We start from the raw sequence: 24,810 nt of genomic DNA on the forward strand, positions 1-24,810 counted from the left end.
TGTTGACAGTACCGGAACATCCTTTTGGATTGATGGCAAAGGTATATCGAGATATTTTTCCGCTCGTTCATCAAGAACTGGACATATGGAAACAAAAATCAGAATCGATTCATAACAGTGAATTGAAAGCACAGGCAACCGCAAGTATTCGGGACAAAACGTTTCACTGTGAAGGCGGCGGCATACTGGCCTTATTGTCAGGCAGCCAAAAGCAGAAATGTGTCGAGTTTATCATCGCGTATCAAACGATTAGTGATTATTTGGACAATCTGTGTGACCGCAGCACCTCGCTGGACCCGCAGGATTTTCGGATGCTCCATGCCTCAATGCAGGACGCACTGACAGTGGGGGCGGAACTGCAAAATTATTATCAATTCAGGGAAGAACAGGATGACAGCGGATATCTGAACGAACTGGTCAAAACGTGCCAGCGTGTCCTTGGTTCCATTGAGCACTATGACATGATTAAACCTTATCTGCTTGAACTGTGCGGCTATTATTGCGATTTGCAGGTGCATAAGCACGTTATTGAGCATGAGCGTGTTCCGCGGCTTGAAAAGTGGTTTACTCAATATGAATCAGAGCTGCCTGAGATGGAATGGTATGAATTTTCAGCCTGTGCAGGCTCAACGTTAGGCATTTTCTGTCTGGTTGCGTATTCGTTCCAGCCTGATTTCACAGAAAGCACCGCTAAAAAAATCCGCGACAGTTATTTTCCTTACATACAGGGTCTTCATATTCTTCTTGATTATTTGATTGATCAAGAGGAGGACTTGCTGGAAGGAGACTTGAATTTCTGCTCGTATTATCAGTCTCATGAAGAGATGATGAATCGGCTTGAACACTTTATCCATAAAGCCGACGAGCATTTACAAGGCATTCCGCATGAAAACTTCCATCGTTTAATCAATCGCGGCTTGCTTGGTGTTTATTTGTCAGATGATAAAGTGGCAGGCCAAAAGGAAATGGGCCGGCTCGCAAAGAAGCTGATCAAAGCCAGCGGAAAAACCTCCCTTTTCTTTTATATCAACGGCAGAGCCTACCGGAAATTTCAAAAAATGTCCTGGATGAAAAACTCAAAGAAAAAAGCTCAAATCATTTGCTGATCTGAGCTTTTTTTTCGATGGCGACAATAAATGGCGGGTCATTTTGCTGATTGATAAATCCGTATGTTAATACACGGGCTGATTGCTGGTCCAAGTCCCGGCAAAACTCAAGCACGTCGTTTTTTTCAGCTTTGCCTTCCGGGTGGCCATGATAGACGACGAGAACAATCAGACCTTCATCTTTCATGATGCTGAGAAGCTGTTCAATTGCTTTGATCGTGGAACTTCCGTTTGTCGTAATTGATTTGTCCCCGCCCGGCAAATAGCCGAGGTTAAATACCGCGGCCGCCACTTTGCCATGTGTTTCAGGCGGGAGGGATTCAGCGATTTTATCATGGCTTTTGTGAAATAACGTTGTTCGCGCTTGATACATGTCACCGAGCCGTTCCTTTGTATTGGCCACGGCTGATTCTTGGATGTCGAATGCGTACACATGACCGTTTTCACCAACAAGCTCCGCTAAAAACTGTGTATCATGTCCGTTGCCCATTGTCGCGTCTACGACAATATCTCCTTCTCCCGCGGCCATTTTCAGCAGTTCTTTGCTGTAAGGAAGAATTTTCTTCAAAATCATAGCGCTGATTCCTCCTCAAGCTGCTGAAAGAACTTTCCTTGATAGCTGCCTCGATTTTCTAGCTCTTTATTAATGGCGCCAAGCACTTCCCATTTGTTGACGCTCCACATTGGCCCGATCATCAACTCAATCGGTCCGTCGCCTGTAATGCGGTGGACGATCATTTCAGGCGGAATGATCTCAAGCTGATCGCAGACGAGCTGCACATAATCATCTTGAGAAAGAAATTCCAGCTTTCCCTTTTCATATTGCTTGACCATCGGCGTGCCTTTCAGTAGGTGAAGCAGATGGATTTTAATGCCCTGGACGTCCAAATCTGCGACGGCCTTTGCCGTTTCCATCATCATGTCCCGGTCTTCCAAAGGCAGCCCGTTGATAATATGCGAGCAGACACGTATGCCGTGTTTTCTTAATTTATTGACGCCTTCCACATAGCAGTTAAAATCATGTGCGCGGTTGATCAGAAGTGCAGTCCGTTCATGAACTGTTTGAAGCCCAAGCTCCACCCACAAATACGTACGTTCATTCAGCTCTGCCAAGTAATCAACGACATCATCAGGCAGACAGTCCGGGCGTGTGGCGATCGAAATGCCGACCACATCATCTAAGGCGAGGACGGATTCAAATTTCTCACGAAGCACTTCAACCGGGGCGTGAGTGTTTGTGAAAGCCTGAAAATAAGCGATGTACTTGCCGTCCTTCCATTTTTCGTGCATGCGGTTTTTGATGTCATGGAATTGCGTAATTAAATCATCGGCCCGGTTCCCGGCAAAATCGCCGGAGCCTGCTGCGCTGCAAAAAGTACAGCCTCCGTGGGCTACGGTGCCGTCCCGATTCGGACAGTCAAAACCGCCGTCAAGCGCTACTTTAAACACCTTATGGCCGAAATGTTCTCTGAGATGATAATTCAATGTATGATAGCGTTTTTCCGTATTTGAATAAGGAAAAGGATTGTTCTGCATCACAATTCATGTGCCTCCTTGCGTACGATTGCATCCTAAAATTGTAGCACGCATTTCACAAGAGAACAAATGAATATCGACCATAAATTACTTTATTGAATAAAGTCAGATGAGGCTACAATATGAATGATGGATGATTTCCATTACCAAGAGGAGGGGTTACTGTGGCAACAAGACAATCAGTAGATGAACATCTCCAGCAATGTATGCAGGCCTATGATTATGCTGAAGAACAGCTGAAAATCGCTTCTAAACAAGAGCATTATAACGATCAAGAATATAGTGATGCACAAATGCAGCTAGAAGATGCGGTAAATGCCTTGAATAAACTATGGCTGTCGTCAAATGATCAGCAGAGAGAACAGCTGTACAGAATGAGACTTCAGCTTCAATCTTTGCAAAATAATATGATCCTGCAGCACCCTCTTGATGTGTAGGAAAACGGACCCTTTTAAAAGGGTCCGTTTTTTTGTAAAAAAAGGATTGACTTTGTGAGTCAAAGTATTTATTGTATTAAGTGTACTAATTGAAGTAATACACTATAGACACTAATATAAAATCATTTATATATTGACATTAAGGGAGGCAGTTATGAAACATAAAAAACGAAACAAACGTAACGTGCCAATGCTGATTGCGGCATCTGTGATCGCTTGTTCTTTTTTTCTTGTTCTTGTGATGATCGGTTTTGAATGGCAAAAAAGTATAATTGATCATTTTTATCTATAAAAGGTTCAGATCGTATAGAAAGTAGGGAAGTAAATGATTCAAATCGATCCAAGAAGCTCAACACCCATTTACGAACAAATTATTCAGCAAATGAAAGAGCTTTGTTTGAAAGGGATCATGAAGCCTGGTGATAAGCTTCCTTCTGTCAGAGAATTGGCAACGATCATTATTGCGAATCCGAACACTGTCAGCAAAGCGTATAAAGAACTTGAGCGAGAGGGGATTATTGAAACGCTGCGGGGCAGAGGGACCTATATATCGGAGAATGCAAAAACGACACTGGTTGAAGGGAAGATGACGATGATTAAAGAGCAACTCAAACAGCTCATCATCGATGCACACTATGCAGGGGTTGAGCTGGAAAAACTGCACGAATGGATAAAGGAAATCAGCGCTGATGTTAAGGGAGGCAAAAAAAATGATTGAACTGCGGCAGCTGTCAAAAGCGATTGACGGCAATCAAGTATTAAAAGATGTTTCATTAACAATCGAAAAAGGAGAAATCTTTGGATTGCTTGGACGCAATGGATCGGGCAAAACGACGATGCTTCGCTTAATCCAGCAAATCATTTTCGCTGACAGCGGAACGATTTTATTTGACGGCGTAGAAATCAAAAAGCACCCGAAAGTCAAACAAAATATCATCTACATGCCTGTTCAAAATCCTTTTTACGACAAGTATACATACAAGCAGCTTGTCGATATCCTGAGAAGAATATATCCGAAATTTGATGTCACGTACGCGAATGAACTGATGAACAGATACGAAATTCCGGAAACGAAAAAATACCGTGAGCTGTCGACAGGCTTGAAAAAACAGCTGTCGCTCGTTCTGTCGTTTGCGGCGAGACCGGCGCTGATCCTCCTGGATGAGCCGACGGACGGTATTGATGCGGTAACTAGACATGATGTGCTGCAGCTGATGGTCGATGAAGTGGCAGAGCGTGATACGAGCATCCTGATTACGTCCCACCGGCTTGAAGACATAGAGCGGATGTGCAACCGAATTGGTTTTCTTGAAGATAACAGCCTGACCAACGTCATGGATCTTGATGAGTTAAAAGAAGAATACATTAAAATTCAAATGGCGTTTGACACAGATGTCAATCTGGCGATCAGGGAGCAAAACATTCCGATGCTCGATCAGGCCGGCGTGTTTTACACAGTGCTGATTCCGAAAAGCGATGAGGAGAAAAAGAGCTTTTTGAGAGAGCTGAAGCCAAAAGTATGGAATGAGCTTCCTGTCAACTTAGAAGAAGTGTTCATTGCGAAGTTTGGAGGGAAGCGGAGATGGTAGACCGAGGTCTCCTCTATCGAGAGTGGAAGCAGAATCAAGTGGTGATTTTGTTAAGTATCGCGTTTTTAGTGCTGGCAAATCCGCTTTCTATCGTTAATACGTATTTGTCTTATCAAGGATGTCTTGATCGCCAAGACCCGCAATATTGTGATTTTATTGTGAATTATTCCATAAGCAATCTGATAGATCTCAACTGGGTGCCGGGTGTCATTTTGGCGGTCTGCTTCCTCGGAATGGAACGTTCGAAAGGCACGATGGATTTTATATTAAGCCTTCCATATAACAGAAGCCAAATTTTCCAGACGAAATTTTGGTTAGGCGGTTTTGTGATTGTGCTGTCGCAATTGATTGGCTTTTTACTCGCATGGCTGCTGATTGTTGTCTATAACCCTGAACACGTCTACTTTTTTGAGCACAGCAGCGTTGGAGTAATTGTGATTAGTTTTATGGCTTTTTCACTGGTGATGGCCGCCGGAGCTTTAACTGGAAATGCTTTTGCCCAGCTGTTAACGGCGTTTTCTGCAGCTATATTGCCGTATTTAATTATTGCATTGCCGGTTGGAAACCTTGAAGTTGTTTTTGGTGTGAGTATATGGGAAATGTTCCCTTCCCCTGAGAGTTATTTCTCTCTGGCAAGCAATTTATCGAACCTAGTACCGATTAGTTACGTTGTAAATGAATGGATGACTAACAGTAAATATCTTTTATTGATTCCAGCCGTAATGAGCATTCTATTTTACTTGATTGGTTTGATAAGCTTCAAAAAGCATCCAAGTGAACGAAACGGACACTTTTTCTTATGGAACAGATTAGACCGTCCGGTGCAAATTCTGGTTATGGCTTTCGGCATCCTTGGATTTGGTTTATTTGGATACTATACCGGACATTCCATTATTGGTTATATTTTGGGTATGATCATTGGGGCAGTGGCTGGATTCTTTGTGAGCTACTTCTCTATTTATAAGAAAACAAAAGTGTAAGAAATGCCTTAGGTTTGGAGGGAAGTGAGTTGCCGGATTCCGGACTGCTTTACAAAGAGTGGCGGCAGAATAAAGTAGCCTTAGTTATCACCATTTTGGTTTTTATATTAGGTAATCCATTATCAATTTTAAATATGTATCTCATCTATCAAGGCTGTGTCACTGGAAAAGAAAATTGGGTCGGCCCCTGCGTATTCAGCGTTGATTATTTAAACAGCTCATTTATCTCATTGTTTTGGATTTGGGGAGTCGTTTTGGCGGTCAGCCAGCTAGGGATTGAACGAAGCAAGGGCTACTTTGACTTTACATTAAGCCTTCCTTATACACGAGGGCAGATATTTAACGCGAAGTTCTTTACTGGCGGAATGGTGATTGTGATCCCGCAGCTCATAGGTTATGTTTTATCTGTTTTACTGATTTTGTTTTTGAAGCCTGATCAGGCCGTTTATTTTCACAATTACAGCTTGGGAATGATTATTGTTAGCATGCTGGCTTATTCTTTGATTATGGCCGGAGGAGCTTTGACAGGCAATAGTTTCGCACAGCTTCTAGTCTCATTTACCGTGGCCATTTCGCCATTTTTGCTCATCAGCCTGCCTGCGATCAACCTCGAGATCCTTTTTGGCGGATCAATAGATTTTATCCATGGTCCAGTACCCAAATGGGTGCAGTATTTCATTCCGATAATTTATGTAGACTCGAAATGGGCTGAGAATTCACCATATTATTTAGTCATTCCGGCTATCATGACTATCATTTTTTACATCATCGGCTATATTAGCTTTGTCAAACTGTCTAATGAAAGAAACGGATATTTCTTCTTATGGAAGCCGCTTAACCGCCCGGTGCAGATCATCGTTATTATCATAGGAATTATGGGCTTCGGCTATTTTGGTTTTACGGCAAGCGAGAGCTTTGCCGGTTATGTCGTCGGCATGGCTGCAGGCGCCGTGATTGGTTTCTTCATCAGTTATTTTGCGATTTATAAAAAAATGAAACTTTTGTAAGGGAGAGAGAACATATGATTGATGTTCAGCATATTGACCATTCTTTCACGATCGGGAAAAAGGGTCGTGAGAATGAAGTTCCAGTATTGAAGGATGTTTCATTGAGCGTGGCGAAAGGGGAAATCGCCTGCATTGTCGGACGAAGCGGATCAGGAAAATCAACGCTTCTGAATTTAATATCCGGCTACATCTCGCCGACAAAAGGGCGGATTGTCATTAATGGCACTGATGTTACGGGGTTTAATGAAAAGGAATGGGCGCAATTTCGGCTTGACCATTTCGGGTTTATTTTTCAAAGCTTTCAGCTCATTCCGGGCTTAACAACGTATGAGAATGTTGAAATGCCGCTGGCGTTAAAAGGGATCAAGCCCTCTGAGCGGAAGCAAAAGGTGCAGGACATGCTGAAACGCGTCGGTCTGGAAAATCACGCTGCTCATTATCCGAATGAACTGTCAGGCGGCCAGCAGCAGCGTGTCAGTATTGCTCGAGCATTGATTTTAAATCCTTCGATTATCTTAGCGGATGAGCCGACGGGAAGCCTTGATTCAGAAACGGAACATGAAGTGCTGGAATTGATCCAGCAGCTGAATCGTGAGCGTGGTATTACATTTGTGATCATTACTCACGATGATGAAGTCGCTTCTATCGGACATTCAAAATTTCAGCTTCATGATGGTGTGCTAAAAGGAGGAATTACCGTTGAGGTTTAAGGATCAGGTTCATTTTATCAGAAGAAATATGAAAAAAAACAGGCTTCGCGTCTTTATGACGATTCTTGCGACAACAATGGCGTGTGCGTTTTTGGTTGTGCTGTCGTCCGTTGGATTTGGGATTCAAAAGACAATTACAGATATGACAATGAGCCAGCAGATTGTAACGAAAGTCAGTGTAATGGGCAAGGAAGGAGACAAGCCTATTAAAAAAGCTGATTTAGAGAAGTATGATCACGTAAGGTCAGTTGTAGAAAGAACGCAAGTGTATGAACCAAACAAAGCTACTTTAGGCAATCGTACAAATGAAAGCTCAAATCTCATTTTTACTAATATGAATGATGAATTAAAGGCCAATATGGAATTGGAAAAGGGAAGAGTCGCAAAGTCGGAAAATGAAATCGTAGTAGGATACGACTTCGCAAAAAGATTATTAACGAAAAAAGAATCGGAAGAATATAACAAAAAAATCGAAGAAGCAAAAGGAAATCCAGAAGATATAAAAGAACCAAAGGGCTATACGAAAGATATACTGAACAAAACAATAGAACTAAGTGTATCGAAGACAGATCCTAAAACAGGGGATGTTACAAAAACAAAAACATATGACTTTAAAATTGTCGGTATTACAAAAAAACCATCTCAAGACTGGATGGAGGACTCAAACATTTTTATCAGTGATCAATTCAAAAAAGATTTTTCGGAATTCTTAGATTTCAAAGGCGGAAATGTTGAAACGAACATTGGTGTTTTTGCTGATAAGTTTGAGAATGTGGAACAGCTGACAAATGATCTAACAGATGACGGGTACTATGTCACATCAGTGACTACCGAACTTGAGGGAGCCAATACCTTCTTCATGGTCTTCAAAATCGGACTGATCTTTGTCGGATGTATCGCAGTTATCATTTCAGCGATCGGCATTTTTAACACGATGACGATGGCGGTGACAGAGAGAACGCAAGAGATCGGCATTATGAAAGCGATTGGGGCGAGCCCGTCAATCATTCGCCGAATGTTCTTGATGGAAAGCGCGTATATCGGAATTTTAGGCTGTGTGATTGGGATTATCATTTCTTACGGCGTGAGCTACCTTGTCAACCTGGCCGTTCCGATGATTCTTGCGGCCACAAGCGGAAGCGATGCGGGCGACTTGAATTACACATTCTCCTACATCCCGGCGAGTCTTGTGATCATTGCCGTTGTGATTTGCGGAGGGGTCGCAGTCATTTCCGGAATGAACCCGGCGAGAAAAGCAACAAAAACCAACGTGCTGACAGCGTTGAGAAGAGAACTATAATGCGAACGAGCCGGCTGAGACAGCCGGCTTTTTCTATAGCGCATGATAGCGTTTTGCTATACACTTGATAAAAAAGGAAAAAGTGCGGTGAGTTGATTGTTTAAACTTTTGCTGATTGAAGATGATGAATCGCTGTTTCATGAAATCAAGGATCGTTTAACGGGATGGTCCTATGATGTATACGGCATTCAGGATTTCAGTCAGGTGCTGCAGGAATTTGCGGCGGTTAATCCTGATTGTGTCATTATTGATGTACAGCTGCCTAAATTTGACGGCTTTCATTGGTGCCGGCTGATCCGCTCCCGGTCAAATGTTCCGATTCTCTTTTTATCCTCCCGGGATCATCCTGCTGATATGGTGATGTCCATGCAGCTCGGGGCAGATGACTTTATTCAAAAGCCATTTCATTTTGATGTGCTGATCGCGAAAATCCAAGCGATGTTCCGGCGTGTGCACCATTATAATACGGAGCCGAATACGATTAAAACGTGGTGCGGCGCTGCTGTAGACGCGGAGCAGAATCTCGTCAGCAATGACAAAGGATCTGTTGAACTGACCAAAAATGAAATGTTCATTCTAAAACAATTAATAGAGCAAAAAAACAAGATCGTCAGCCGGGAAGAGCTGATCAGAAGCTTGTGGAACGATGAGCGTTTTGTTAGTGATAATACGCTGACCGTCAATGTCAATCGCCTGCGAAAAAAACTGGACGTCCTGCAGCTTGGTGCATATATCGAGACAAAGGTGGGCCAGGGCTACATCGCGAAGGAAGAGGACAAGTTCTATGATTAAAGCATTCCTTATCGAAAGGCGGAGCTGGATTGCCGCGTTTTTGTTTCAGCAGGCTTTGATGCTGTTCATTGCTTTTGTCGATCCTTCCATATCATTCGGGAATGTACTTTATATGGTGTATTTGTGCATCTTGTTTTTTATCATATTCCTTTGGTTCCGCTATCGGAAAGAAACAGCGTTTTATAAAAGCTTGAAAACATGGGAGAACAATCTCGATGTGACAGCCATAAATGAACCGGAAACGCCGTTTGAAGCAATGGTTGAAAGAAGCATTGCCGGGCAAACAGAACACTTGAAGCAGACCGCAGCACGGCATCGCTTAGCATTGGAAAATGAAAAAGATGAGCTGATGGCATGGATCCATGAGGTCAAAACCCCATTAACAGCGATGCATTTAATCATTGATAGAATGGAAGAAAAAGCACTGAAATCCCAGCTGTCATATGAATGGCTGCGTATTCACCTGCTTCTTGATCAGCAGCTTCATCAAAAACGCATTTCATTTATTGAAAACGATCTGTCAGTAGAATTCATTCAGCTTCAGCCTTTGATCTTTAAAGAAATCAAAGATTTACAATCGTGGTGTATCCAAAAAGGGATCGGTTTTGACATACAGCTCGATGCCAAAGAAGTGCTAAGCGATGCAAAATGGCTGGCGTTTATCATCAGGCAGCTGCTGACAAACGCGGTGAAATACAGCGAAGCCTCTGAAATCGAGATTAAAAGCTTTCAAAAAGGGGAACAGACGCAGCTCCAAGTGAAAGATTGTGGCAGGGGCATTGATCCAAAAGATGTACCGCGTATTTTTGATAAAGGGTTTACATCCACAACGGATCACCATGATCAAGCGTCAACTGGCATGGGGCTGTACTTGGCAAAAAAAGCAGCGGCGCCGTTATTGATCCTTATTGATGTTGAGTCGGAGTTTGGTGCGGGGACAGTTTTTACATTAACCTTTCCAATACGGAATCAATTTGAACATGTCATAAGCGTGTGACGAAAATGTCACATGCTTTTCTTTTTTGTTCGCCGTATCGAAGGAAAAGCCCGGCATTCCTTTTTATAATGAGATTATCCAATATAAAGGAGACTGCATAAATGGTGATTTTAGAAGCGAATAAAATTCGAAAAAGTTATGGAAACAAGCTGAATAAACAGGAAGTGCTGAAGGGCATCGATATTCACATTGAAAAGGGCGAATTCGTCAGTATTATGGGTGCTTCCGGGTCGGGAAAAACCACTTTGCTCAACGTTCTTTCCTCAATCGATCAGGTCAGTCACGGAACCATTCATATTAATGGAAATGACATGACGGCTATGAAGGAAAAGCAGCTGGCTGAATTTAGAAAACAGCATTTAGGCTTTATCTTTCAGGATTACAATTTGTTAGACACATTGACAGTGAAAGAGAATATCCTTCTGCCTTTATCGATCACGAAACTATCAAAAAAGGAAGCCAATCGCAAGTTTGAGGAAGTTGCAAAGGAACTGGGAATATATGAATTGCGGGATAAGTACCCGAATGAAATTTCCGGCGGCCAGAAGCAGAGAACATCCGCCGGAAGAGCGTTTATTCATGACCCGAGCATTATTTTCGCTGATGAACCGACCGGCGCGCTTGATTCGAAATCGGCCTCTGATCTATTAAATAAGCTGAGCCAGCTCAATCAAAAACGAAACGCCACGATTATTATGGTTACCCATGATCCCGTCGCTGCCAGCTACTGCGGCAGAGTCATTTTTATTAAGGATGGGCAAATGTATACACAGCTGAATAAAGGGGGCCAGGACAGGCAGACGTTTTTCCAGGATATTATGAAAACGCAAGGCGTGTTAGGCGGGGTGCAGCATGAACATTAATCAGCTCATCCTGCGAAATTTGAAAAAGAATCTTCGGAATTACTATCTGTATGTGTTTGCGCTCATCTTTAGCGTGGCGCTTTATTTCGCCTTTGTCACGCTGCAGTATGATCCAGCAATTAACGAAGTGAAGGCTTCGATCAAGGGAGCAGCGGCTATTAAAACCGCTTCGATTTTGCTTGTGGCTGTTGTGGCGATCTTCATTTTATATGCCAATACGATTTTTATTAAGAGACGGAGTAAAGAAATCGGGCTGTTTCAATTAATTGGAATGACGAAGCATAAAATTTTTCGCATCTTAAGTGCAGAAAATGTCATGCTGTATTTCGGTTCATTAGCGATCGGGGTAGCGGCCGGGTTTTCGATATCGAAGCTGGTCTTGATGATTCTGTTCAAAATTGTCGATGTCAAAGCGGATGCGAAACTGCATTTTTCTGAGCAGGCCTTGGTCCAAACGGTCATTGTGTTCTGCGGCATTTACCTTTTGATCATGATCATGAATTATACGTTTATCAAAAAACAGAGTATTTTATCTTTGTTTAAAGTAACGTCCTCCACTGAAGACAAAGTGAAGAAAATATCATTTTTCCAAATGCTGATCGGCGCTTTAGGCATCGTGTTGATTTTGACAGGATACTATGTGTCTTCTGAGCTGTTTGGCGGAAAATTTAAGACCATTAATGAACTGTTTGTTGCGATGAGCTTCATTCTGGGGAGCGTCATTATCGGGACGTTTTTGTTTTATAAAGGATCAGTTACGTTTATCTCGAATATCATTCGAAAAAGCAAGGGCGGCTACTTAAATATTTCTGAGGTTCTGTCACTGTCATCGATCATGTTCAGAATGAAATCGAATGCGCTGCTGCTGACGATTATTACAACCGTTTCAGCGCTCGCCATCGGGCTGTTATCTCTTGCTTACATCTCGTATTACTCATCGGAAAAGACCGCTGAACAAAATGTAGCGGCTGATTTTTCATTCATGAATGAGAAAGATGCCAAGTTATTTGAAAACAGATTGAGGGAAAGCAACATCTCGTTTGTAAAAAAGGCAACACCTGTCCTGCAAGCAAATGTTGACATTGCAAATATTATGGATGGAACTCCGAAAGAGATGCAGGGCGACCCCAGCAATATGCAGCTTGCTGTTGTTAGCGACAAAGATGTAAAAGGAGTCGATGTGGCGGCTGGAGAAGCCGTTTTCTCAGGATACACCGACTTGCTGCAAAAAATAATGGTTTTCAAGGACTCTGGTGTTATTAAAGTAAAAAGCAAACATGAGACGCAGCCATTAAAATATAAAGGATTAAGAGAAGAGTTTCTTGTATCCTACACGTTTACAAGCGGGGGCATGCCCGCTGTCATTGTGGATGACAGCCTGTTTAAACAGCTGAACAAGGATAAGGACCCCCGCATTCAGCTGGCGCAATCTACATTTATCGGCGTCAATGTGAAACATGACGATCAAATGGAAAAAGCAAATGAGCTTTTTCAACAGGTGAACAAGAAAAACGAGCATTTATCAAGACTGGATACAAGCGCTGCGCAAAAATCACTGTTTGGTATGGTGATGTTCATCGTCGGCTTCTTAGGGTTAACGTTCCTGATTACATCAGGTTGTATCCTTTATTTTAAACAAATGGGTGAAAGTGAAGATGAAAAACCGAGCTATACGATTTTAAGAAAACTCGGCTTTACGCAGGGCGACCTGATAAAGGGGATACGCATCAAACAAATGTACAACTTCGGCATTCCGCTTGTTGTCGGCCTCTTCCACAGTTACTTTGCCGTCCAATCCGGCTGGTTCTTATTCGGATCAGAGGTATGGGCGCCTATGATTATGGTGATGGTGTTATATACTGCGCTCTACTCCATTTTTGGTTTTCTGTCAGTTCTTTATTATAAGAAGGTCATTAAATCGTCGTTGTGAAACAGAAAAAGCTCCAGACATTCTGGAGCTTTTTGTTTATCGTTTAGGCGCCCGATAACCGGCGGCTTCAGCTTCTTCAACTGAGCAAAACATTTCAGCCGGATCGGTTGTCCTGTCATAGTATGTACTGCCTGGCGTGTGGTAGATGCCGTTTTTGCTTCCTTTGATATTACAGCCTTCTGCTTTGTCAGCTGTTTTGGTTTCATCACTTTTACTCGTATTGTTTGAAGAACTTCCAGTGTCTTCATGAGAACTGGCGGTTTGGCTTTCTGTCTCTTTTAATTGATTTTCAAGCTTTGTTTTATCTTGTCGGAGTGTTTCGTTTTCAGCCTTTGCCGTTTTTGCATCTTCTTTGAGCTGCTTTTGATTTTCTTGAAGCTCTTTAATTTCAGCTTTTAATGATTTCTGAGTCTTTTTTAGATCGCTATTTTCGTTTTTAAGCTTCTCAAGCTTGTCGTGATCTTCTTTGTTGTCTTTTAATTTCTTTGCTTCAGAGCTGACAGATTTATATTCTTTCTCAAGTTCTTCGTGCTCTTTTGTGAGGTTTTTATATTCGGCGTTTAGCGCTGAATATTTTTTCTCGGCATTTGCTGCGGCAGTGTCAGGTTCTTCCAATGCTGCCCCGGTAAAGAGCAGCACAAGGCCTCCAATGAAAAGCGGCCAAAAAAGTCTCTTGGAGAAACGTTTTTCCTTTTTCAGTACATATCTGACAAGGTGATATAATCCATAGCCCAGTGAAATGAGACATGCCAGAAAACCTAAGAATGCTAATACCATTTCCATAATATGACCCCTTTTTCTATTTATTTTACATTTTTCAAACAATATTTGTTAGATTTTTTCACGCTCATCAGTTGAAAAATGTGAGAGAGACAGATAGAATGAATGTGCTATGATAACTGGATTCGTACGGAGCCGTTTTAGGTTTCGTTTTTTTCATGAGATTTTTTAGGTAAGAAAGGGGGATGAGTATGCCGCGTGCTCTTAAAATTTTAGTCATTGGAATGTTTATCAATGTGACGGGTGCTTCTTTTTTATGGCCGCTGAATACGATTTATATCCATAATCATTTAGGAAAGTCGTTAACAGTAGCCGGACTTGTCCTGATGCTGAATTCCGGCGCCAGTGTGGCTGGTAATTTATGCGGAGGTTTTTTGTTTGATAAAATCGGCGGTTTTAAATCGATTATGCTTGGGATAGCCATTACGTTAGCAAGCCTGATGGGTCTTGTCTTTTTTCATGATTGGCCAGCCTATATTGTGCTGCTGACGATTGTGGGCTTTGGCTCCGGTGTTGTTTTTCCGGCCAGCTACGCAATGGCGGGATTGGTATGGCCTGAAGGGGGAAGGAAGGCATTTAATGCGATATATGTCGCGCAAAACGCGGGTGTGGCCGTCGGTTCAGCGCTTGGCGGTGTCGTGGCATCTTTCTCGTTTTCATATGTATTTTTGGCGAATGCCGCGCTGTATCTGGTCTTTTTCTTTATTGTATATTTCGGATTTCGAAATATTCAGACGGGAGATGCATCCCAAACGTCTGTGCTTGATTACGATGCTGTGAACAGCAAAGCAAAATTTGCCGCACTGATCATTTTAAGCGGAGGCTATGTACTCGGATGGCTGGCTTATTCTCAATGGTCAACCACAATTGCTTCGTACACACAAAGCATTGGAATATCTCTTTCCTTATACAGCGTGCTATGGACGGTTAACGGAATTCTCATTGTGCTCGGCCAGCCGCTCGTCAGTTTTGTGGTGAAAAAATGGGCCGAGTCGCTAAAAGCGCAAATGGTCATCGGCTTTATCATTTTTATTGTGTCTTTCAGCATGCTGCTGACTGCAAAGCAATTTCCGATGTTTCTCGCTGCGATGGTGATCCTGACGATCGGAGAAATGCTTGTTTGGCCTGCTGTGCCGACAATTGCCAATCAGCTTGCCCCTAAAGGGAAAGAAGGCTTTTATCAAGGCTTTGTCAACAGTGCGGCGACAGGAGGCAGAATGATTGGTCCCCTGTTCGGAGGAGTGCTTGTCGATCATTACGGCATTAAGGCCCTTGTTTTATCTCTGTTGGTATTGCTGCTGATCAGTATTGCCACAACGCTTCTATATGACAAACGGCTAAAATCAGCTAAAGAAACAAATAAGCAGGCATCAATTTCTTCATAATAAAAGATCCCGCCGAATGAGCGGGATCTTTCAGCGTGTCGACAAACCCTCGCATTCGTTGTCAGGCCTGCGCTTCGGTGCTCACGAATTAGAACATTCGCTCCGCTCCTATGCTCGTCCTTCCTAGACTTCAAGGGTTTTCAATCACGCTGAAAAGATGACAAAATCCTAAAATGAAAACCATTTTAGGATTTTGTCAACAATCTGAAAGATCCCGCCGGATGAGCGGGATCTTTTTACATAATCGGAAGCACTTTAACGGCATCCTTTACATTTGAATATGTTTTCAGCGACGAAAAATTGGCATCCAGTTGATTCATTTTCATAGCCAATTCAGGCTTAATGCCGGTAATGATTAACTCAGTTCCGGTCAATTTCAGCAAATGGCTCAGCTTGAAAATTTGGTCGGCCGTTTGTTCGTTCACTTGGGCCAATCCGGATAAATCAATGATCAAATAATCATCTTTGGATGTTGATAAGATATTCGTCAATGTGCAAACAATGGAATTAAATCGCTCCTCTGTCAGGTTTCCGACTAGCGGAAGAGCTGAAATGCCATTGCGAATCGGGACAATAGGAGTTGAAAGTGCAGTAATTTCCGTGAGGGAATCCTCGAGAAGCTTTTCATACTCTTTTTGCTTGGTGATGTCTTTCTGAATTCCGACAAAATACGTTTTATCCTCTATAACCATTGGATCAATATTTAATTCATTCCAGAACATCGTTCCGTCTTTTTTGTAGTTTTGAATCTGAACGGTGACCGGTTCTTTATTTTGTAAAGCGGTTCTGATGTTCTCCGCTTCTGCAGGATCTGTGTGTTTCCCCTGTAAGAAGCGGCAGTTCTTTCCTAAAATTTCCTCGGTCTCGTAGCCGGTCATTTGAACAAAGCCTTGATTTACGTAGACAATAGGATTATCTTCAAGTGCGGGATCTGTAATTACCACACCGACTCGCACGTGATCAAGCGCTTTTTTGATGACTTCCAGCTGTCCTGGTATCCCAAATGATTGAAAACTAGCCATATAAATCCCCCTTAGGCCGTCAGCTTGCTATGCGAAAGCCTGATATTCCCCTTTTTAAAAATGAATTCTACAGTAACCGTAGCACAACACATGTTCTGATTCAAGCAAGTGCAGTTTGTTGTTTGTCATTAGGGCTTGTCCTCGTATACACTAAAAATAAGAACAGAATTTGAACATATGAACGGAAAGGTTTTCTACATGCTAAATAGGTGACTAGGTAAATGTCACTGGGTGAAAAATGAATCCAATGCATCAAGCTTACCGATCATGTGTTCACATATAATGGAAGAAACAAGCTTTTTACAGATTTGCCGGTATGTAGATATCGAAAATCATCGGAATCGTTTAAGGGGGCTGGATGGCCTGAAGTCGCTTTACGAAATAAGGGCTTTAGGAAGGTGATGATGAAGATGCTGCATCAGGTACTTATTGCTTGTGTAATTGGAGGAATCATGGGGATTCTCGGTCATGTGAAAAAGAGAGGCAGACTGGAGAAGCCCAGAATGACGAAGCGGTTTATCTACCTTGGATTTTTGGAAGATTGGTTTATCGGAATGACAGCTTCCATTTTACTTGTATTATCCGCTGACCCCGATTCAGGAATTCAACTTGTCATCTTATCCATTATCTCAGGCTACGGCGGTGAAGCTGTTCTCAGAAGTTTTGACTTTGTGAGAGAACTGAACAGCGGCGGCGAACCGGCCGAGTCCAAACGTCAAACTAAAACTCCACCCGAATAATTGTCCTCAATCTTCGCCCGTTCAGGGTACATTCCCATTGTATACAAACCTGCTTGCACTTATGAACAGAATTCTATAAAATACAGTTAGATTACGGTTGCGATAAGAACAATGAAGAGGAGCAGTAAGAAACAGATATTGTTGCAGAGAGTTGACGGCTGGTGAAAGTCAATCAAGTTTGTTTCCGAACTCACCTCAGAGTTGCAGCGGTGAAAAGCCGCTGACGCATAACTGCGTTAAAAGTATCAAGTGAGTGCGGCGTATGCCGCGCTAACGAGGGTGGTACCGCGGGAAAACGAAAGTCTCTCGTCCCTTTTAGGGATGAGGGAGTTTTTTTTAGTTTGGGAATATTCTGAATAATCCTCTCCTTCCCGTCAATACTTGAACCATACACGCCGTATTCAATCAGAAGGAGGTTTTTACTTTGAGTTTTCAGCACAAAGAGATAGAAAAGAAATGGCAAACATATTGGCTTGAAAACAAGACATTTGCCACTCTTGATAATAATGAAAAACAAAAATTTTACGCGCTGGACATGTTTCCTTATCCGTCTGGAGCTGGGTTGCACGTCGGCCATCCTGAAGGATACACAGCTACGGATATTCTGTCCCGCATGAAGCGCATGCAGGGCTATGATGTCCTTCATCCAATGGGCTGGGACGCATTCGGCCTGCCAGCTGAACAATACGCGCTTGACACAGGGAACGACCCCGCTGTGTTTACGAAGCAGAATATTGATAACTTCCGCCGCCAAATTCAAGCGCTTGGCTTCTCATATGACTGGGATCGCGAAATCAATACGACTGACCCTGAATACTATAAATGGACGCAATGGATTTTCTTAAAGCTATACGAAAAAGGCCTTGCTTACGTTGACGAAGTGCCTGTAAACTGGTGCCCTGCGCTCGGTACGGTTCTTGCCAACGAAGAAGTCATTGACGGCAAGAGCGAACGCGGCGGCCATCCGGTAGAGAGACGCCCAATGAAGCAGTGGATGCTGAAAATCACCGCTTATGCGGACAGGCTCCTTGAGGACTTGGAAGAGCTTGATTGGCCGGAAAGCATTAAAGATATGCAGCGCAACTGGATCGGCCGTTCGGAAGGCGCTCACGTTCATTTTGCTATAGATGGACATGATGATTCCTTTACGGTGTTTACAACAAGACCAGATACGCTGTTTGGCGCTACATATACTGTCCTTGCCCCGGAACACGCATTGGTGGAAAACATCACAACGGCAGAGCAAAAAGAAGCTGTTGAAGCTTATATCAAAGAAATTCAATCAAAGAGTGACCTAGAACGCACAGATCTTGCGAAAACAAAGACAGGCGTATTCACAGGAGCGTATGCGATCAATCCTGTAAACGGAGAAAAACTGCCGATTTGGATTGCGGATTATGTTCTTGCATCATACGGAACAGGTGCTGTCATGGCAGTTCCTGGCCACGATGAGCGTGATTTTGAATTCGCCAAAACATTCGGCCTTCCGGTGAAGGAAGTCGTAAAAGGCGGGAATGTTGAGGAAGCAGCTTATATTGGCGACGGCGAGCACGTGAACTCTGATTTCCTGAACGGCCTTCACAAACAGGAAGCGATTGAGAAAGTGATCGCTTGGCTGGAAGAAACGAAAAACGGTGAGAAGAAAGTGACGTACCGTCTTCGTGACTGGCTCTTCAGCCGCCAGCGTTATTGGGGCGAGCCGATTCCGGTCATTCATTGGGAAGACGGAACGTCAACAGCTGTCCCTGAAGAGGAGCTGCCGCTGATTTTGCCGAAAACGGATGAAATCAAACCGAGCGGAACGGGCGAATCACCGCTTGCGAACATTAAAGAGTGGGTGGAAGTCACAGACCCTGAGACAGGGAAAAAAGGAAGAAGAGAAACGAATACAATGCCGCAATGGGCGGGAAGCTGCTGGTATTTCTTGCGCTATATTGATCCGCACAATCCGGATCAGCTGGCATCACCAGAAAAATTGGAAAAATGGCTTCCGGTCGATATGTATATCGGCGGTGCAGAGCATGCCGTGCTTCACCTTCTGTATGCCCGCTTCTGGCATAAGTTCCTTTATGATATCGGCGTAGTGCCGACGAAAGAACCGTTCCAAAAGCTGTACAACCAAGGAATGATTCTCGGCGAAAATAACGAAAAAATGAGTAAATCTAAAGGGAACGTTGTCAACCCTGACGAAATCGTGTCCTCTCACGGTGCTGATACGCTGAGATTGTACGAAATGTTCATGGGACCTCTTGATGCTTCAATCGCCTGGTCTGAATCAGGATTAGACGGTGCGCGCCGTTTCCTTGACCGTGTATGGCGCCTATTTATTGAAGACAGCGGTGAGCTTAATGGCAAAATCGTTGAAGGCGCGGGTGAAACATTGGAGCGCGTCTATCATGAAACGGTTATGAAAGTCACAGACCATTATGAAGGCCTTCGTTTCAACACGGGTATTTCCCAGCTGATGGTCTTTATTAATGAAGCTTATAAAGCATCAGAACTGCCGAAAGAATATATGGAAGGCTTCGTGAAGCTTCTTTCTCCTATCGCGCCACACTTAGCGGAAGAGCTTTGGGAGAAGCTTGGCCATTCCGGCACAATTGCCTACGAAGCTTGGCCTGTATATGATGAAACAAAACTTGTGGATGATGAAGTTGAAATCGTTGTTCAGCTGAACGGAAAAGTAAAAGCGAAATTACAGGTTCCTGCCGATGCAACGAAAGAACAGCTGGAACAGCTTGCTCAAGCAGATGAAAAGGTCAAAGAGCAGCTTGAAGGCAAAACGATTCGGAAAATCATCGCGGTGCCTGGGAAGCTTGTCAATATTGTGGCAAACTAAGCCTAGAAAAAATCCCCTTTGCCAAAAGGGGATTTTTTTCATCAGTCTCAGAATAGCAATCGTTCAGCTGACTTTGATATACTGAACATGATCACTGTGAATAGGAGTGTTTTCTTTGGAAATAAAAGAAATCAGCACAGCCGCTTTGAAAGAAAAAATTGAGGCGGACGAAGAATTATATTTAATTGATGTCAGAGAAGATGAAGAGGTAGCGGAAGGCATGATCCCGCAAGCCGTTCATATTCGCATGGGGGATATTCCTGAAAAAATGGAAACCCTTGATAAAGACAAAGAGTACGTATTTATCTGCCGCTCAGGAATGCGCAGCATGAACGTCTGCAAGTACCTGGATGAGCAAGGCTTTAAAACAGTCAATGTTGAAGGCGGCATGATGGCCTGGGAAGGCGAAACAAAACCAAAAAACTAGGGGAGAGCAGTCCCCTAGTTTTTATTTGTATTCCGGAAGCCAATCGCCGTGTGCTGCAAATAAATCGTCACACATGGAGATGATGTCTTTCATGGAAAGCTCCGCGCTTGTATGCGGATCAAGCATTGCAGCTTGGTAAACCGCTTCTTTTTTTTGTGTGACAGCCGCTTCGATTGTCATCAGCTGTGTATTAATATTCGTCCGGTTTAAGGCTGCAAGCTGCTCAGGCAGTTCTCCGGCGAAGCACGGTGTAATTTTTTTTCTGTCGGCGACGCATGTCACTTCCACAACCGCTTTTGAAGGAAGGTTGGTGATCAGCCCTGTATTCAAGACGTTTCCTCCGAAGGTGAATGGTTCGTTTGTTTCCATTGCCTCTATAATTCTTGAACCATATTCCTTTGAGCGTTCGTGCGTAAGGTTTTTATTATTGACGATATCATCCCGCATTTTCTCCCAATTTTCAATTTGCTTGACGCACCTTCTCGGATATTCGTCGAGCGGGATTTGCAGCTCGCTGATCAGTTCAGGGTAATTCCGTTTAATAAAGTATGGGTGATACTCTGCGTTATGTTCGGACGATTCCGTGACATAATAGCCGAACTTATCCATTAATTCAAACCGCACCATATCATGATGCTTTGTTTTTTGTTTTTCTTTCGCTCTCCTTTTGATTTCTGGATATAAATCTGTGCCGTCTTTTTTGACTTCCAAAAGCCAAGCCATATGATTGATGCCTGCGATGCGTTCCTCAATTCCGTCATGCTCCATTCCGAGAGCTTTAAATAAATCCTTCGTGCACACTTGAACACTGTGGCAGAGCCCGATTGTTTTGATATTGGTATAGCGGAGCATGGCGCCTGTAAGAGTGGCCATTGGATTTGTATAGTTTAAGAACCATGCGTCAGGGCACATTTCCTCCATATCTTTTGCGATATCAAATAAGACCGGGATTGTTCTGAGAGATCTGAATATCCCGCCAATGCCGACTGTATCGGCGATCGTCTGGCGCAGCCCATACCGTTTAGGAATCTCGAAATCGATGACTGTGCTCGGTTTGTATCCTCCAACCTGAATCGCATTGATGACATAGCCTGCGTTTTGCAAGGCGAGTTTTCTGTCATCATAGCTATTGATGGCCACACTTGGGTTATAACGGTCTCTTAGATTTTCGAGCATGAGCTGGGATTCTTGCAGGCGTTTGGGATCAATGTCGTAAAGAGCGAACTCAAATCCATTCAGTGCCTCTGTTAACAGGCAGTCTCCCAAAACATTTTTGGCGAAAATCGTGCTCCCTGCACCGATAAATGTAATCTTCTTCATATTGCTTCCCCCTTTAAAGTTAACCCTTTACCGCTCCGGAAGACAGGCCGGCAATAAAGTATTTTTGCAGCGCCAAAAACAGAACAACCATCGGCAGCATTGCCATCAGTGCCGCTGCGGCAACTAAATGAAGGTTGTTTGCGTTTTCTCCGAAAAAACCTGCCATGGCTACTGTTAATGTCTGAACCTTTTGATCTTGTAAAAAGAAAATGGCAAATTGATAGTCGTTCCAAATAAAGACACAAGAAATAATACAGATGGTCGCAGTGATCGGCTTCAGCAGAGGAAACACAATCATAAAAAAGATTTTCAGCATGCCTGCGCCGTCAATTCTTGCGGCTTCTTCAAGCTCTTTTGGAATGGTCGATCGGATAAAGCCTGAATACAAGAATACGGTTAACGGCATGTAAGCCGCTGTATTAATGAAAATGGCGATTGCGTGTGTATTGACCATTCCGGCGTCCACAACCATTCGATACAAAGGAACCATGGACGTTAACGGAGGGATGATCATAATGGAAATCAGCAAGGCAAAAACGGCTTTATTCAGTTTCGTTTCCCGCCGGGCAAGCGGGTAGGCGGCAAGTGAGCCGAATATAATTAATAACAAGGCAGAAGAACCTGTGATGATCATGGTGTTTATAAAAGAGTTTCCTAGCGAAGCGCGCTCCCACGCCTCTGAAAAATTATGAAAGGAGATGTCGGCTGGAAATATCCATTTCGAACTGTAGTCTCCTTTTGCTTTCAATGAAGTGGTCAGCAGGATATAAAAAGGAATAAAATGCGCACAGGCCACAATGGCTGCAAGAAGCGTAATGATCCGCATGCTTTTTGTACGGGCGGCTCTCATGACATTTCCGTCTCCTTTCTTTTAAAGTACGCAAGCGCGCAAAAGCTGATGATCAAAATGACAAATGCCATAAATATGCCTTGCGTTGCGGCATAGCCGGCATCCTGCCGTTTGAAATACAAATCATACATAAATGTGGACATGGATTGTGACGCATTTCCGGGGCCGCCAGCGGTGAGTGCAATAATGACGTCAAACAGCTTTAAGCCTCCGATAATGTTGATGACCATATTAATGGTAATGGAGGGCATTAACAGCGGCAGCGTGATGGTAAAAAACTGCTGGCCTTGTTTCGCGCCATCCATTTGCGCCGCTTCATAGTAGTCTTTCGGAATGCTTTGCAGACCGGCTAAGTAGACAACCATAGCGATTCCGACATATTGATAGGTGTTAATCATGACAATGATCCATGGATTGAGCGAGGGACTGGCGAGCGCATTAATAGGGCTGATGCCGAAGACCCCGAGCAAATCGTTAAGTGCGCCTCCGTCATAGGAGAAGAAAAAGTACCAAATGTAGCCCATAATGAGCGGGCTGATCATCACCGGCAAATACACAATTGTTCTTGTTACCGCTTTCGTTTTAATGCTTTGATTTAAGAGCAGAGCGTACAGAAGCCCGACCACATTTTGAAAAAAGGTGCTGCCAAGCCCGTAAAGCAGAGTGTTTTTTAAGATATGCCAAGTATCAGGATCAGAAAACAGCCTTTCATATTGCGCGAATCCAACCCATTGGTAAACTTGTGAAAAGCCGTTCCAGTTTGTAAAGGTAATCAATGTGCCTTTCACAAACGGATAAATCATAAAGACCAGAACGGAGAGCAAAGCAGGAATGTACATCCACCAAAGTGAGGACTGTTTTTTTGGCTTAACCTGTTTCACATGAACGTCCCTTGCGATCTCACTCATTGTTTTCAGCTCCCTGTGTTTCCGATTGCTCCCTGAGTCGTTTATATTCTCTTCCCAGCTTCTGCGAAATGTCTTGAGGCGCCAAAATGTCAGCCGCCAGCTCCTGTCCGACCGTGCCCAGGACATCCCACATTCCGTTTGGCAAGTATAAACGGTCGAAGTAAGGCTCGACTTTGACATCTTGATAATGCTCATAATCGTTTGCGTAGAAAATATCAGCTTTCACATTGGTCAGCCCTGAAGGAAGCGATGTGGCTTCAGCCATTTGTTTGGCATTGGCCGGGCGGGCCATAAATGCGATAAATTCTTTTGCCTCTTTTAATTGAGGCGAATCTTTCCATGCTGCAAGGGTGTAGCGTTCACCGCCGATCCATATCGGGTTATCACCGGGATGTATGGCGGGTGTCGGGATAATGCCGACCTTGACGTTCGGATTGATCTGGGCAACGTCTTGGCCGAGTGTGCCGCCTTGCATTGTAAAGGCGATTTTGTTTTGGGCCATTAATTCAATGAGCTGTGATTTTTTTGCCGTGACGGCGTCGATGTTAATCAATTTTTCTTTCTGCATTTGTTTGAGGATTTTTGATAAGTAAGTGAATTTATTCCATTTAAAAGAACCGTTGATGAGCTGTTTTTTTTCATTATGGGCAGGGTCTGTGATGAGAAGAGGTGTAGCGAATTGGTCGTAATATTGAGCGAATGAGCTTTTGTCATAGCCGGCAAACCAGAAGGGAACAATGCTTCCCTTGCTCTTTTCTTTAATCGTTCTCAGTGCTTTGATAAAGTCATCCATGGTTTCCGGCGGAGCAATGCCGTAACGGTCTAAAATATTGCGGTTATACGCCAGACCGTCTTTTGCCTGATTGATCGGATAGGCATACACCTTTCCGCTTTTATTTTTGAGGATGCTGTTTAAATTGGGATCAAGATCTTGAGTCCATTCCATATCCCGGAGATCCGCTGTATATTCACCGTACCTGATTTTCCCCCAGCCATGTGTATCGAATAGATCTGGCAAATCATTGGCCGCCATTCTGACACGCATCATATTTTCATAGTCATTGCCTGGGAAATGAAGGCTGACATGAATGTCACTGTGTTCCTTTTCGAATGCTGCCGCTAGTTTTCTGAACGTATCTCTTTCACTGTCGGTTGACATTGTAGAATAAATGGTTAACGTCTTTTTTGCGGTATCTGCTGAGCTTTTCTCTGCTGAACACCCGGGCAGAACAAGCAGAATAAGAGAGAGAAATAAAACAAAAGTGTGTTTCATCTTTTCCTCCTTATCATCG

25 protein-coding genes and 1 other annotated feature are annotated in these 24,810 nt (G+C 43.4%); of the genes, 17 read left to right on the plus strand and 8 right to left on the minus strand.

Going from position 1 to position 24,810, the window contains the following annotated elements; translation table 11 throughout:
- The first annotated feature begins 2 nt into the window (after positions 1 to 2).
- Entirely contained in the window at positions 3 to 1,106 is a 1,104-nt protein-coding gene (gene tbcS, locus ACQVGT_RS05735; RefSeq protein ID WP_015483591.1) for a tetraprenyl-beta-curcumene synthase, read from the plus strand.
- On the opposite strand, the gene mnmM is transcribed toward tbcS, so the two are convergent.
- Both mnmM and mnmL read right to left on the minus strand, forming a co-directional pair.
- Positions 1,096 to 1,680 carry a tRNA 5-(aminomethyl)-2-thiouridylate-methyltransferase MnmM gene (gene mnmM, locus ACQVGT_RS05740; RefSeq protein ID WP_014480625.1) on the minus strand — a complete coding sequence of 195 codons (585 nt, stop codon included), beginning with the start codon at positions 1,678 to 1,680 and terminating at the stop codon, positions 1,096 to 1,098. The two genes, tbcS and mnmM, sit on opposite strands and share 11 nt — an antisense overlap.
- On the minus strand, positions 1,677 to 2,645 hold the full coding sequence (gene mnmL, locus ACQVGT_RS05745; RefSeq protein ID WP_015483590.1) for a tRNA modification radical SAM protein MnmL/YtqA: 969 nt from the start codon (positions 2,643 to 2,645) through the stop codon (positions 1,677 to 1,679). The genes mnmM and mnmL overlap by 4 nt, the downstream gene beginning before the upstream one ends.
- A gap of 161 nt (positions 2,646 to 2,806) precedes the next feature.
- Between mnmL and ACQVGT_RS05750 the strand changes: the two genes are divergently transcribed.
- From ACQVGT_RS05750 to bceB, 12 genes are all read left to right on the plus strand, one after another.
- A complete protein-coding gene (locus tag ACQVGT_RS05750; RefSeq protein ID WP_003229117.1) occupies positions 2,807 to 3,079 on the plus strand; it encodes a YtzC family protein in 273 nt (90 codons plus the stop codon).
- A gap of 154 nt (positions 3,080 to 3,233) precedes the next feature.
- Complete coding sequence (locus ACQVGT_RS05755) at positions 3,234 to 3,371, plus strand: hypothetical protein (protein WP_003229119.1); 138 nt, start codon at positions 3,234 to 3,236, stop codon at positions 3,369 to 3,371.
- A 33-nt stretch (positions 3,372 to 3,404) separates the two neighbouring features.
- The gene (gene ytrA / locus ACQVGT_RS05760) at positions 3,405 to 3,797 is read left to right on the plus strand and encodes a GntR family transcriptional regulator YtrA (RefSeq protein WP_003229121.1); all 393 of its coding nucleotides are present in this window, start codon (positions 3,405 to 3,407) and stop codon (positions 3,795 to 3,797) included.
- The gene (ytrB, locus tag ACQVGT_RS05765) at positions 3,790 to 4,668 is read left to right on the plus strand and encodes an ABC transporter ATP-binding protein YtrB (protein ID WP_004398506.1); all 879 of its coding nucleotides are present in this window, start codon (positions 3,790 to 3,792) and stop codon (positions 4,666 to 4,668) included. The genes ytrA and ytrB overlap by 8 nt, the downstream gene beginning before the upstream one ends.
- A complete protein-coding gene (ytrC, locus tag ACQVGT_RS05770; protein WP_015483589.1) occupies positions 4,662 to 5,648 on the plus strand; it encodes an ABC transporter permease YtrC in 987 nt (328 codons plus the stop codon). Before ytrB ends, ytrC begins: the two co-directional genes overlap by 7 nt.
- 29 nt (positions 5,649 to 5,677) lie before the next feature.
- Positions 5,678 to 6,655, plus strand: a complete 978-nt coding sequence (gene ytrD / locus ACQVGT_RS05775; protein WP_015483588.1) for an ABC transporter permease YtrD — start codon at positions 5,678 to 5,680, stop codon at positions 6,653 to 6,655.
- A gap of 14 nt (positions 6,656 to 6,669) precedes the next feature.
- Positions 6,670 to 7,365 carry an ABC transporter ATP-binding protein YtrE gene (gene ytrE / locus ACQVGT_RS05780; RefSeq protein ID WP_003229129.1) on the plus strand — a complete coding sequence of 232 codons (696 nt, stop codon included), beginning with the start codon at positions 6,670 to 6,672 and terminating at the stop codon, positions 7,363 to 7,365.
- Positions 7,355 to 8,665, plus strand: coding sequence for an ABC transporter permease YtrF (gene ytrF, locus ACQVGT_RS05785; RefSeq protein WP_015251399.1), 1,311 nt, complete (start codon positions 7,355 to 7,357; stop codon positions 8,663 to 8,665). The genes ytrE and ytrF overlap by 11 nt, the downstream gene beginning before the upstream one ends.
- A 96-nt stretch (positions 8,666 to 8,761) precedes the next feature.
- Positions 8,762 to 9,457 carry a two-component response regulator BceR gene (gene bceR, locus ACQVGT_RS05790; RefSeq protein WP_015483587.1) on the plus strand — a complete coding sequence of 232 codons (696 nt, stop codon included), beginning with the start codon at positions 8,762 to 8,764 and terminating at the stop codon, positions 9,455 to 9,457.
- Complete coding sequence (gene bceS / locus ACQVGT_RS05795) at positions 9,450 to 10,454, plus strand: two-component sensor histidine kinase BceS (protein ID WP_015384427.1); 1,005 nt, start codon at positions 9,450 to 9,452, stop codon at positions 10,452 to 10,454. The genes bceR and bceS overlap by 8 nt, the downstream gene beginning before the upstream one ends.
- Before the next feature lie 101 nt (positions 10,455 to 10,555).
- Positions 10,556 to 11,317, plus strand: a complete 762-nt coding sequence (bceA, locus tag ACQVGT_RS05800; protein WP_003229137.1) for a bacitracin ABC transporter ATP-binding protein BceA — start codon at positions 10,556 to 10,558, stop codon at positions 11,315 to 11,317.
- Positions 11,307 to 13,247 carry a bacitracin ABC transporter permease BceB gene (gene bceB / locus ACQVGT_RS05805; protein ID WP_015384426.1) on the plus strand — a complete coding sequence of 647 codons (1,941 nt, stop codon included), beginning with the start codon at positions 11,307 to 11,309 and terminating at the stop codon, positions 13,245 to 13,247. The genes bceA and bceB overlap by 11 nt, the downstream gene beginning before the upstream one ends.
- A gap of 36 nt (positions 13,248 to 13,283) precedes the next feature.
- Here the strand turns inward: bceB and ACQVGT_RS05810 are convergent, their stop codons facing one another.
- The gene (locus ACQVGT_RS05810) at positions 13,284 to 14,030 is read right to left on the minus strand and encodes an LMBR1 domain-containing protein (protein WP_015483586.1); all 747 of its coding nucleotides are present in this window, start codon (positions 14,028 to 14,030) and stop codon (positions 13,284 to 13,286) included.
- 188 nt (positions 14,031 to 14,218) lie between these two features.
- On the opposite strand from ACQVGT_RS05810, the gene ACQVGT_RS05815 reads away from it, so the two are divergent.
- On the plus strand, positions 14,219 to 15,412 hold the full coding sequence (locus ACQVGT_RS05815) for an MDR family MFS transporter (RefSeq protein WP_015384424.1): 1,194 nt from the start codon (positions 14,219 to 14,221) through the stop codon (positions 15,410 to 15,412).
- 236 nt (positions 15,413 to 15,648) lie between these two features.
- On the opposite strand, the gene ytvA is transcribed toward ACQVGT_RS05815, so the two are convergent.
- Positions 15,649 to 16,434, minus strand: a complete 786-nt coding sequence (ytvA, locus tag ACQVGT_RS05820; protein ID WP_015384423.1) for a YtvA family blue-light photoreceptor — start codon at positions 16,432 to 16,434, stop codon at positions 15,649 to 15,651.
- Between the two features lie 404 nt (positions 16,435 to 16,838).
- Between ytvA and ACQVGT_RS05825 the strand changes: the two genes are divergently transcribed.
- From ACQVGT_RS05825 to ACQVGT_RS05835, 3 genes are all read left to right on the plus strand, one after another.
- Positions 16,839 to 17,174 (plus strand): DUF4257 domain-containing protein, encoded by a 336-nt coding sequence (locus ACQVGT_RS05825; protein WP_003246114.1) that lies wholly within the window; start codon positions 16,839 to 16,841, stop codon positions 17,172 to 17,174.
- A gap of 102 nt (positions 17,175 to 17,276) precedes the next feature.
- Positions 17,277 to 17,491, plus strand: a binding site (T-box leader).
- A 107-nt stretch (positions 17,492 to 17,598) separates the two neighbouring features.
- Complete coding sequence (leuS, locus tag ACQVGT_RS05830; RefSeq protein ID WP_015384422.1) at positions 17,599 to 20,013, plus strand: leucine--tRNA ligase; 2,415 nt, start codon at positions 17,599 to 17,601, stop codon at positions 20,011 to 20,013.
- 115 nt (positions 20,014 to 20,128) lie between these two features.
- A complete protein-coding gene (locus tag ACQVGT_RS05835; RefSeq protein WP_004398993.1) occupies positions 20,129 to 20,440 on the plus strand; it encodes a rhodanese-like domain-containing protein in 312 nt (103 codons plus the stop codon).
- A gap of 21 nt (positions 20,441 to 20,461) precedes the next feature.
- Here ACQVGT_RS05835 and melA read toward each other — a convergent pair whose 3' ends face one another.
- Genes melA through ACQVGT_RS05855 form a run of 4 tightly spaced genes read right to left on the minus strand, consistent with a single transcriptional unit; the run spans position 20,462 to position 24,791 of the window.
- A complete protein-coding gene (melA, locus tag ACQVGT_RS05840; protein WP_015384421.1) occupies positions 20,462 to 21,760 on the minus strand; it encodes an alpha-galactosidase MelA in 1,299 nt (432 codons plus the stop codon).
- A 19-nt stretch (positions 21,761 to 21,779) separates the two neighbouring features.
- Positions 21,780 to 22,610, minus strand: a complete 831-nt coding sequence (locus ACQVGT_RS05845) for a carbohydrate ABC transporter permease (RefSeq protein WP_015384420.1) — start codon at positions 22,608 to 22,610, stop codon at positions 21,780 to 21,782.
- On the minus strand, positions 22,607 to 23,518 hold the full coding sequence (locus ACQVGT_RS05850) for a carbohydrate ABC transporter permease (protein WP_015251409.1): 912 nt from the start codon (positions 23,516 to 23,518) through the stop codon (positions 22,607 to 22,609). The genes ACQVGT_RS05845 and ACQVGT_RS05850 overlap by 4 nt, the downstream gene beginning before the upstream one ends.
- Positions 23,511 to 24,791: an ABC transporter substrate-binding protein gene (locus ACQVGT_RS05855; RefSeq protein ID WP_015483584.1), complete on the minus strand. Its 1,281-nt coding sequence runs from the start codon at positions 24,789 to 24,791 to the stop codon at positions 23,511 to 23,513. Before ACQVGT_RS05855 ends, ACQVGT_RS05850 begins: the two co-directional genes overlap by 8 nt.
- Between the last annotated feature and the right edge of the window lie 19 nt (positions 24,792 to 24,810).

This window comes from Bacillus sp. SCT118, assembly GCF_058566435.1.

Bases quoted from the DNA above. Each gene is read 5' to 3' on its own strand.
- mnmM (WP_014480625.1), bottom strand. From the start codon at position 1,680: ATGATTTTGAAGAAAATTCTTCCTTACAGCAAAGAACTGCTGAAAATG.
- ACQVGT_RS05755 (WP_003229119.1), top strand. From the start codon at position 3,234: ATGAAACATAAAAAACGAAACAAACGTAACGTGCCAATGCTGATTGCG.
- ytrA (WP_003229121.1), top strand. From the start codon at position 3,405: ATGATTCAAATCGATCCAAGAAGCTCAACACCCATTTACGAACAAATT.
- ytrB (WP_004398506.1), top strand. From the start codon at position 3,790: ATGATTGAACTGCGGCAGCTGTCAAAAGCGATTGACGGCAATCAAGTA.
- ytrC (WP_015483589.1), top strand. From the start codon at position 4,662: ATGGTAGACCGAGGTCTCCTCTATCGAGAGTGGAAGCAGAATCAAGTG.
- ytrE (WP_003229129.1), top strand. From the start codon at position 6,670: ATGATTGATGTTCAGCATATTGACCATTCTTTCACGATCGGGAAAAAG.
- bceS (WP_015384427.1), top strand. From the start codon at position 9,450: ATGATTAAAGCATTCCTTATCGAAAGGCGGAGCTGGATTGCCGCGTTT.
- bceA (WP_003229137.1), top strand. From the start codon at position 10,556: ATGGTGATTTTAGAAGCGAATAAAATTCGAAAAAGTTATGGAAACAAG.
- bceB (WP_015384426.1), top strand. From the start codon at position 11,307: ATGAACATTAATCAGCTCATCCTGCGAAATTTGAAAAAGAATCTTCGG.
- ACQVGT_RS05810 (WP_015483586.1), bottom strand. From the start codon at position 14,030: ATGGAAATGGTATTAGCATTCTTAGGTTTTCTGGCATGTCTCATTTCA.
- ACQVGT_RS05815 (WP_015384424.1), top strand. From the start codon at position 14,219: ATGCCGCGTGCTCTTAAAATTTTAGTCATTGGAATGTTTATCAATGTG.
- ytvA (WP_015384423.1), bottom strand. From the start codon at position 16,434: ATGGCTAGTTTTCAATCATTTGGGATACCAGGACAGCTGGAAGTCATC.
- ACQVGT_RS05825 (WP_003246114.1), top strand. From the start codon at position 16,839: ATGAAGATGCTGCATCAGGTACTTATTGCTTGTGTAATTGGAGGAATC.
- melA (WP_015384421.1), bottom strand. From the start codon at position 21,760: ATGAAGAAGATTACATTTATCGGTGCAGGGAGCACGATTTTCGCCAAA.
- ACQVGT_RS05845 (WP_015384420.1), bottom strand. From the start codon at position 22,610: ATGAGAGCCGCCCGTACAAAAAGCATGCGGATCATTACGCTTCTTGCA.
- ACQVGT_RS05850 (WP_015251409.1), bottom strand. From the start codon at position 23,518: ATGAGTGAGATCGCAAGGGACGTTCATGTGAAACAGGTTAAGCCAAAA.
- ACQVGT_RS05855 (WP_015483584.1), bottom strand. From the start codon at position 24,791: ATGAAACACACTTTTGTTTTATTTCTCTCTCTTATTCTGCTTGTTCTG.